General features: G+C 37.6%; 11 protein-coding genes. All 11 read left to right on the top strand.

All coding sequences use genetic code 11. The features are described 5' to 3' along the window. The first annotated feature begins 335 nt into the window (after nt 1-335). Complete coding sequence (locus CIK90_RS02160; protein ID WP_094464233.1) at nt 336-1,637, top strand: ATP-binding protein; 1,302 nt, start codon at nt 336-338, stop codon at nt 1,635-1,637. Further along, on the top strand, nt 1,618-2,091 hold the full coding sequence (locus tag CIK90_RS02155; RefSeq protein WP_094464232.1) for a hypothetical protein: 474 nt from the start codon (nt 1,618-1,620) through the stop codon (nt 2,089-2,091). Before CIK90_RS02160 ends, CIK90_RS02155 begins: the two co-directional genes overlap by 20 nt. 1,203 nt (nt 2,092-3,294) lie before the next feature. Beyond that, nucleotides 3,295-3,759, top strand: a complete 465-nt coding sequence (locus CIK90_RS02150; RefSeq protein ID WP_094464231.1) for a four helix bundle protein — start codon at nt 3,295-3,297, stop codon at nt 3,757-3,759. 13 nt (nt 3,760-3,772) lie between these two features. Continuing rightward, nucleotides 3,773-4,078 carry a four helix bundle protein gene (locus CIK90_RS02145; RefSeq protein ID WP_254046251.1) on the top strand — a complete coding sequence of 102 codons (306 nt, stop codon included), beginning with the start codon at nt 3,773-3,775 and terminating at the stop codon, nt 4,076-4,078. A gap of 302 nt (nt 4,079-4,380) precedes the next feature. Beyond that, entirely contained in the window at nt 4,381-4,527 is a 147-nt protein-coding gene (locus tag CIK90_RS14075) for a hypothetical protein (protein WP_158214994.1), read from the top strand. After that, entirely contained in the window at nt 4,514-4,822 is a 309-nt protein-coding gene (locus CIK90_RS02140) for a hypothetical protein (protein WP_094390743.1), read from the top strand. The genes CIK90_RS14075 and CIK90_RS02140 overlap by 14 nt, the downstream gene beginning before the upstream one ends. Nucleotides 4,823-4,848: 26 nt before the next feature. Beyond that, nucleotides 4,849-5,283 (top strand): four helix bundle protein, encoded by a 435-nt coding sequence (locus CIK90_RS02135; RefSeq protein WP_254046250.1) that lies wholly within the window; start codon nt 4,849-4,851, stop codon nt 5,281-5,283. Nucleotides 5,284-5,417: 134 nt separating this feature from the next. Beyond that, nucleotides 5,418-6,026, top strand: coding sequence for a hypothetical protein (locus CIK90_RS02130; protein ID WP_144007197.1), 609 nt, complete (start codon nt 5,418-5,420; stop codon nt 6,024-6,026). A gap of 127 nt (nt 6,027-6,153) precedes the next feature. Next, entirely contained in the window at nt 6,154-6,462 is a 309-nt protein-coding gene (locus CIK90_RS02125; RefSeq protein WP_094464229.1) for a hypothetical protein, read from the top strand. A gap of 56 nt (nt 6,463-6,518) precedes the next feature. Next, nucleotides 6,519-7,436, top strand: a complete 918-nt coding sequence (rfbA, locus tag CIK90_RS02120) for a glucose-1-phosphate thymidylyltransferase RfbA (RefSeq protein ID WP_094464228.1) — start codon at nt 6,519-6,521, stop codon at nt 7,434-7,436. Nucleotides 7,437-7,672: 236 nt separating this feature from the next. Further along, entirely contained in the window at nt 7,673-9,022 is a 1,350-nt protein-coding gene (locus tag CIK90_RS02115) for a lipopolysaccharide biosynthesis protein (protein ID WP_094464227.1), read from the top strand. Nucleotides 9,023-9,071 lie beyond the last annotated feature (49 nt).

Raw genomic sequence — 9,071 nt, 5'->3', positions numbered from 1 at the left:
AGAGCAACGTACTGTTGCGCATTTTCAGTTAGGATTCTTCTAAAGATTTTGATACACAAGCAAAAACGGGCTGAAAGCCCAATGGTTTCCCTAGCCCAGGGCAACACCCTGAGGAAGAGCGCATTTTATTAAGGATTTTCTTTAAAGATTATATTTATGGAGGCTGAGTGATAGATTATTTCTTGCGTCAGCAACATCTTAATACAGATTTCCCCCAAAGATTTCTAGCGCAGCTACTAAAAAAATCCGTCTAAATCCGTTTAAATTCCGATGATCCGATGATAAAACATCCACGGACCACACAGATCACACTCTTAGCATAAAACTTAAATACTATGCAGACAATAGAAATACGAAATATAGGACCTTTGAGGGAAACGGGAATTGTTCCAGTTTCTCAAGTTATGCTGTTAATCGGTGAACAGAGTACAGGCAAAAGTACATTCATGAAGATTTTGTGTTTTTGTTGTTGGCTCGAAAAACAAGTCATGATTGGTGGTGATAGTATTGTTTCGAAATATACTCATTATTATCGCTTTTGGAATGAACTTAAGAAATTTCATCATTTTAATGATGATTTTCTTTCTGATAGCAGTTGTATTAAATACGATGGTTATGCTATACAGATAGAAATGCGAGGAAAAAAAAGCAACGCAAAGATTGTTAGAAAACCTAAGTTTGCAGAAATCAAACATAATCTGAAAATAAGTTTCTTGCCTTCAGAAAGGAATTTGTTGTCATCTATCCAGAATATAGAAAACTTATACAGATCGAAAGATGTTGATATGTTGTTCAATTATATACTGGAATGGGGAGAGGCGAGGTCGCAGTTTAATGTAGCACATCCGCTTGATTTAGTCTTTGTTGAAAAAATGAAGTATCATTATGATGAAAAATATGGTGATGTTTTGACATTGGCTGATGGACATTCAAAGATAAAGCCATATTATGCATCAAGTGGAGTACAGTCTGCTTTACCTATACAGGTGCTTGCTACTTATCTTGCAGGTGAAGTGGGTACTTCTGCAAAGATAAGTCCAGTCGAATATTTGAAGCAGTTGAATCTGTTAACTGATTCTAAAATAGATGTAAAGGTTCTGTCTGCTGTACTAAGTGAGATGTTGAGAAGTGAAGATACTTCAAAACCAATTAAAATTAATAAGATTCCCGCTTCTCTTGAAAATGTACTAAATAGCATTTTGAATCGTTCGTCATATCAATCTTTTCACATGTTTATTGAAGAGTTGGAACAGAATCTGTTTCCAAAAGCTCAGTTTGAACTTGTCAAAATGTTAGTGGGACTCTTGAAAAAGATGGAACAGAAATCTACGGGATATACAAGTACGGTGTTTTTAACAACTCATAGCCCATATGTCTTAACGGCATTGAATGTTATGATGTTGGCATCCATAGCATACGAAAAGTCACCTGACAAAGTTAGAGACATTGGACTTGAGGATTATGTTCTTCCTAAAGAGGCTTATTCTGCATATTGTATAAAGAATGGACGCTTTGAAAATATTGTAGACGAAGAATATGGTTTTATAAAAGGAGATTTCTTGGATTCTGTTTCAGAATTGGTGGACAATTATACATTTGAATTAAATTCACTTATATATGGCAACGCTGAAGGATAAGTTGGATGCTTTTGATGGTCAACCTGAACAGGAATGGAACAAAAGAAAAGGTATATCTGTTGGTGAGCGCGGACAAGTGTATAGAGCAAATTTTTCGCAAGAATACATGTCTGCCGTATATGCCATAGATGGTGGTATTATTAAAGATTATGATATTGTCAAGTGCGACAAATTGGTTTTGCTTGATTTAGATAATCAAACGTTATTTGAATTGTTTGTTGAGTTGAAAGGCGTAAACATACAACATGCGATAAAACAAGTAGAGGCAACATTGAAAAATCCTTTGTTTAAGGATTCTGCTGTTAAAAAAAGAGAAGCGAGAATAGTGGGGCGTAAGATACCAAGTAATATAGGAAATTCAATAACAGAAATAGCGAAGAAAAATTTCATATCAAGATATAACTGCAGATTGGAGTTTAAAACAGGACCTGCAGTTGAGAATATCAAAATATGATATTTGTATTTATCAAATAAATACGTAAGCGGTAAGCGTCCAAAACAAGCCCCTCCTGCAGAGCAACGTACTGTTGCGCATTTTCAGTCGAGATTTTTATTTTGAGATTATCGTAGGATGACAAAGACCAGTCCATCAGACTTCAAACCTCAGACTTCAGACCTCATACTTCATCTTAGTTAAAGATTATATTTATGGAGGCTGAGTGATAGATTATTTCTGGCCACAGGCCATATTTTATTAAAGATTTCCTTCAAAGATTTCTTGCGCTCGCGCAACCAAAAAACATTCCGTATAAATTCCGTATAAATTCCGATGATCCGTGCCCTCCGTGTCCTCCGTGGATAAATTTTTTTGTAACATTTTGATGTTATATACAGAAAAATGCGTACCTTTGTACGCTACAAGGGAAATGATGACCTGAGGGTCACTCAGAAAACCGTAAAAAAAGGATTTATATGATGCCAGTCAATAACAATAAGGCACTATCACCGCAGCCGGTGACCGCCAACGACTCCATCAAATAGAAAGAGGAAATGACGCAGGATTGCTCTATCACTCTTCTTCTATCGCCGACGAAAACCAACGTTATGACAACCACCGTTTTCCAAAGGGCAACCACGTTACTGGGACTGATACTCCATCGGGTCCAGGAATAGAAGAACTATTCTGTTAAATCCACAGATCACACGGAGAACACGGAGTGTTTAGAGGTTATAGGTTAAAGGTTAGAGTTTATAGGTTAGTGTTTAGTGTTTAGTGTTTAGAGATTCTGGTTGAAGATTCTTCTCAAGATTTCGAGCATCTAAGATGCGATCCCCAAGAAACTCCTCCTGCAGAGCAACGTACTGTTGCGCATTCTAGTAAGGATTTTCTTTAAAGATTATAGTGAAATTGATTTTTCTTGCGTTAGCAACTCTCAATACAGATTTCCCATAGATACTCCACTTTTTTACCGCCACTGATACTCAGCAAGTTATGAAAAGAGAGCCGATTTTCCTACAACATTTCCACAACAATTTCATTTGTTGGGAGGCTAAAGGGAATAAAGCCCTGAGGATGGCATTTAAGACGTTGTAAAGAAAACTTTAGCCGTCAGCCATCATACATCTGACATCTCTGCCGCTAAGGTAAAAAAAAATTTGAAATACGCAAGCAGAATATTAAATTCTTACTTCTTACATATCACCTCTTACTTCGACTATGTCAATAATCTCAGATGCGATACAAGCAAAATGCCTAGCCTTTGGCGACCGCATAATAAAGCTCAATGACTATTTGCTGGCACAGGCTGCGATGGAGCATGAGAAATATAAGAAAGAATTGAGGCAACGTAAGCCTGGACAAAAGACATCTTCCATCTTACATCTTCCTTCTTCCATCCCACTTCATTTGCAATCCGTGTCAAATCTCTGCAATCAGTTACTTCGGGCAGGAACCAGCATTGGAGCCAATAATGCCGAGGCATGTAACGGCATTAGTAAAGCTGATTTCAAAAGCAAATCTTTTATTGCACTAAAGGAGGCTCGAGAATCACTTTATTGGATTGAATTGCTTCATAGGAATAGTTTTATTGATGATAGGCAATACGAGTCTATATATGGTGACTGTGAGGAGTTGGTAAAAGTTCTCCATCATCGCTGTAAAAAAATCAATGATACAGAATAAGAGGAGTTATAGAATGGGTGTAGCAACATCTTCCATCTTCCTTCTTCCATCTAACATCTTTCTCTGCAATCAGTTACTTCGGGCAGGAACCAGCATTGGAGCCAATAATGCCGAGGCATGTAACGGCATTAGTAAAGCTGATTTCAAAAGCAAATCTTTTATTGCACTAAAGGAGGCTCGAGAATCACTTTATTGGATTGAATTGCTTCATAGGAATAGTTTTATTGATGATAGGCAATACGAGTCTATATATGGTGACTGTGAGGAGTTGGTAAAAGTTCTCCATCATCGCTGTAAAAAAATCAATGATACAGAATAAGAGGAGTTATAGAATGGGTGTAGCAACATCTTCCATCTTCCTTCTTCCATCTAACATCTTTACGACATTCATCAGACATCCGGGAATCGGACCTTTCCTGGTCTTTTCACTACAAAATTAGCATAATTCAGGCATTCCTGCAATAGCATTAAGATATTTTGCACTTTGACTGTTAACGAAAGTTACAAGACACAGCAGAGCAGGCATGCAGCATAAAATACAAAAATTGAAAAATAATGGTTCAAAGTGCGATAAGATTCAAATCTTTTTCGTATCTTTGCCCACAAAATAAAAGCAGTATTATGATAGTAACCAATCAAGCAACAGATACGAAGCAGAATTTCAATGCCACTTCCACCCGAAATAGGATAATGGCCAGTACAATGTCTGTGGACGAATACTTCGATGAACTGATAGACAAGGTGCGCGAGGATTATGCAAATCTATGAGGTTCGAATCAGTCATGGAGCTCGTGCAGACATGGCAGAATTGCGCAAGTTCCTTAAGTCTATGATGACGGTGGAAGGAGCTATTCGCTATGCCAATAATATGCGTGAGGAGATAAAGACGTTGGCATTTTATGCTGATCTCTATGGCAAGACAACATCAATGACACTGCGTCAGATACACCCCGAGGCACGCCGGATGGTATCTCATAACCGTAAATGGGTGTACGTCTATCATATTGAAGCATCCTTCGTCATAGTAGACCGAATCCTCCCTGCCAATATGAACAAAGGTTGAATCCTCATCCAACGAAATCTTATATCATGTCTGAAATCTCCGATGCCATACAGACCAAGTGCTTGGCTTTTGGCGACCGCATAATAAAGCTCAATGACTACTTGTTAGAGCAGGCTGCTAATAAGAAGCCTAGCTACAAGATGGTAAATGGGAAACGAGTCTATAACAAATCTATTCCTGTGTACTTGCAAGCTGTCTCGAATCTTTGTAACCAACTATTGAGGTCTGGCACGAGTGTCGGAGCAAACAATGCAGAAGCGTCAAGCGCAATTAGTAAAGCAGATTTCAAATCAAAGTCATATATAGCCTTGAAGGAGGCCCGAGAGAGTATGTATTGGTTGGAACTGTTGCATAGAAACAATTATCTGACAGATATCCAATTCAATAGTCTCTATGCAGATGCAGAGGAATTGGTTAAGGTACTTACACATCGCTGCAAAAAGTTGGACGGCGTGGAATAACGTCAAACATCATACTTCATACATCATCCATCTCTTATCACATCATACATCATCCATAAAACATCAAACATCTTCTGATTGCACAGGTGGTCGCTGAGCGATGCAGTTCGATACTGCCAGTCAGAACAAAGATTGTGACTAAAAAGAACAAGAGCACTAAGAATATGATATCATATGTTGCTGACGAACTAATACTGATAAGCAATGGCTACTTGTTTGAGTATGCCAATGTTGAATCGGTGGCTGCCGATGGCAGTCCTGTGGTTCGCTATTCGGACAATTCTACATTGGTTGGTCACAACAAGACGGAACACTTGCTTGTGCATCCAATAGTGTTACATGATATCGGAATACAACAACTACCAAATGGAATTAGGTGGAATAGCTATTCTCCATCTTTCTTTATTTATGATGCTAATAATGTGGGTACACAGTGGCCACGCTACAGACATGAAGAAGTTAGGTTTCAAAGGAATGTTGACATGTTTATTGGTGGAAACCATCAGGCTAGGATAGCAGCTTATAATGATTTCAGACAATTCTTGGGTGAAACCATCTTTCACCAAGATGATTGTAGGTTTTATATTGCAGAATATCTTGTTGAAGAATATAATTTCACTGGTGATAAAGAATCACTGTTAGAAGCAAAATCATTGTATGAAGAGCTGCTGAGAAAGAATCCTAATCATGCAGGTTATATAAAACACCTTGCAGAAGTGAATCAATCTCTGAAAAAAGACTAAAGCTGAGAATAAAGTGTATGGTATTCAAGGAAACAAAAATCAAGAATATCAAGATAACTGACGCCAAACCGAGTGCAAATGAGCTCGCTTGATTTGCCGAGGTGCGAAGGAAGTCGACAATAGTCAAGTGACAGAGCCTCTGAAGGAGCAAATTCTGAAGGGGGATGTCTATACCATCGACGAGATGAGGGCTTGGCTGAAGCCTTTGGGCTATAGCGATACGATTAACGAGGCGGCAATCAATTTCATCCTGCGTGAGTTCGTGATGAGCAAAGTGCCTTCTGACTGTATGATGAATACGGATATGGTTGTAAATCTTCTTCGTCCGCAGTTAGAACATCAGACATCATACTTCAGCCATCAGCCATCTTTACGATTGTACCATCATCGTGACCTTCTTGGTTCACAAAGTACATTTATAAAAAAGGATATTTGAATGTTTGTTTTGGTTAATTTCGAATGGATTAACAGAAAAATAGATGCTATAAAGATATGAAAGGAATAGTTTTAGCCGGAGGTTCTGGCACAAGACTTTACCCTATCACGAAGGGTGTGAGCAAGCAGTTGCTCCCAATTTATGATAAACCAATGGTTTATTATCCTATCAGTGCATTGATGCTGGCTGGGATTAGAGATATCCTTATCATCTCTACTCCTTACGATCTTCCGGGCTTCAAGCGCTTGCTTGGCGATGGCTCAGACTTTGGGGTACACTTTGAGTATGCAGAGCAGCCTTCTCCTGATGGACTGGCACAGGCGTTCCTCATTGGTGAGAAATTCATTGGTGACGACAGTGCCTGTCTGGTATTGGGTGACAACATCTTTTATGGCAGCGGGTTCACGGGTTTGCTTCGTAAGGCAGTAAAGGATGCAGAAGAAAACCATAAGGCAACGGTCTTTGGCTATTGGGTGTCAGACCCAGAGCGTTATGGCGTTGCTGAGTTTGATAAGCAAGGTAATTGCCTTTCTATAGAAGAAAAGCCTAAAAAACCTAAGAGCAACTACGCGGTAGTAGGTCTTTATTTCTATCCTAATAAGGTTGTAGATGTTGCCAAGCAAATAAAGCCATCAGCTCGTGGTGAACTGGAAATCACCACAGTGAATCAAGAATTCCTCAAAGATGGTGAACTGAAGGTTCAGGTATTTGGCCGTGGCTTTGCTTGGTTAGATACTGGCACGCATGACAGCTTGGCTGAAGCTTCAACATTCGTAGAGGTGATTGAGAAGCGCCAGGGTTTAAAGGTGGCCTGTTTGGAAGGTATTGCTTACCGCAACGGTTGGATTAGCGAAGAAAAGATGCGTGAACTGGCCAAACCTATGCTCAAAAACCAGTATGGACAATATCTCTTGAAGGTGATTGACGAAATGAAGGAAGAGATTAACTCTAGAACATTAGCTCAATATTATTGAGAGAAGTAGAATAGATTTGATTCCGGGTGAATTATCTGTGGATATTTAATGGAGTTTCAACCCAGTAGCGATGAAGAAATTTGTTTGATACGTGTTTTAAATATGTATGTTCTCAAAGAGCGTTTGTTAAAAATATAATGACATCATAGATTCAGTTTTGATTTTGTGAATAGTATTGTTCCTTGGGTTATAATCATCTTATTAATTCAAAGTAATTATCATTTATTTATTCGATAATGATATTAAAAGATAGAATAACAGGCATTCTAAATATACCGTTCATTAGGAATACCTTCAAGTTATCAGCTAGCTCTGTTATCATGATGGGTTTATCCATTTTGGTAACACCGATTCTAACGCGTATATATACACCAGAGGATTATGGGATTTGGGGTATTATATCTAGCGTTGCCACAATAGTATCCAGCATTTTATTTGTTTCATATGAATATGCAATAGTTCAATCTGATCGTGAAGAAGAAATTCCTGGCCTAATATCTTTTTGTATGATTTGTGGGGTTACTGTTATCGCTATTACTACTATAGTTTTCCTATTAGGATCCTTGTTCGGATTTGTTTTTTTTACAAGTTTCCCATCTTTACCTTTATTGATTGTTATTCTCCTTTTTACTCTTGTTAATTCTTTGGCTACTGTTGTGGCTAACAGATATTCTTTCTATAATAGCATGTCATATGCTAATATTACAGAAGGAGCATCACAAGCCGCTACTCGATTATTATTTGGCTCTTGGGTTCCGATTAAAATGGGCTTGGTAATCGGTAATATAATATCTGTCTTTTTATCAGCCGTTATTCTTACGAGACGAGTTCTTAATTTTTTCAGAGAGAATAATAAACATATTTTTTCTTTTAACAATATTAAGTCACTTGCGATTAAATACAAGAAGTATCCTTTATTTGATGCACCTGCTAAGTTAATTGAGTATTCTCTTGGTAATATTGTTCTGCTCATTCTATCTGCTCATTTCGATAAAGGTGAGATAGGTTGTTATACGATTCTTGTTCAGCTTTTATTACTTCCAATAACCCTTATTGGTACTTCAATGTCTAGAGTTAGTTTTAGAGAGTTAGCTGAATCTATTAACGATAAGGAGAGGTTCTCTTTACTTACACACCGTTTGATAAAGATATGCATGATATTATCTTTATTACCCATTTTATTCTTTGTTTTAGGAGGTGACTATCTTTTAGTATGGATATTGGGTGATGGGTGGCAGGATGCCGGTAAAATGGCATTATGTTTGACAATTTTCTCGGTCCCAGTAATACTATCTGAACCGTTATTACCTATTTTTAAAGTGATGAATAAACAAGATGTTAGATTCGTAATAAATTTGATAGGGATAGTTGCGATTATTATTTCAATTGTCGTTTGTATTTTGGTGTCTCACAATATTTATATTGTTCTTATCATCTATTCTCTTACTTATGCGATTACTCGTATTGCTTTATTCATGTTTGAGGTAAAGTATATGGGAGTGTCGATAAAATATAATGTAGGCATTATATCCGTTATAGTGGTATCATATCTTTTACTTTCTGTTAGACTCTTTTTCGCATTATAAATTATTGCGAATGATTAGCTATGAAGTCAAGAAAAACACTAAATATAAT

The sequence above is a fragment of the Prevotella sp. P5-126 genome (genome assembly GCF_002251185.1).
In the GTDB taxonomy this organism is placed as follows: Bacteria; Bacteroidota; Bacteroidia; order Bacteroidales; family Bacteroidaceae; genus Prevotella.
This window is presented reverse-complemented; position numbering and strand designations above follow the sequence as displayed.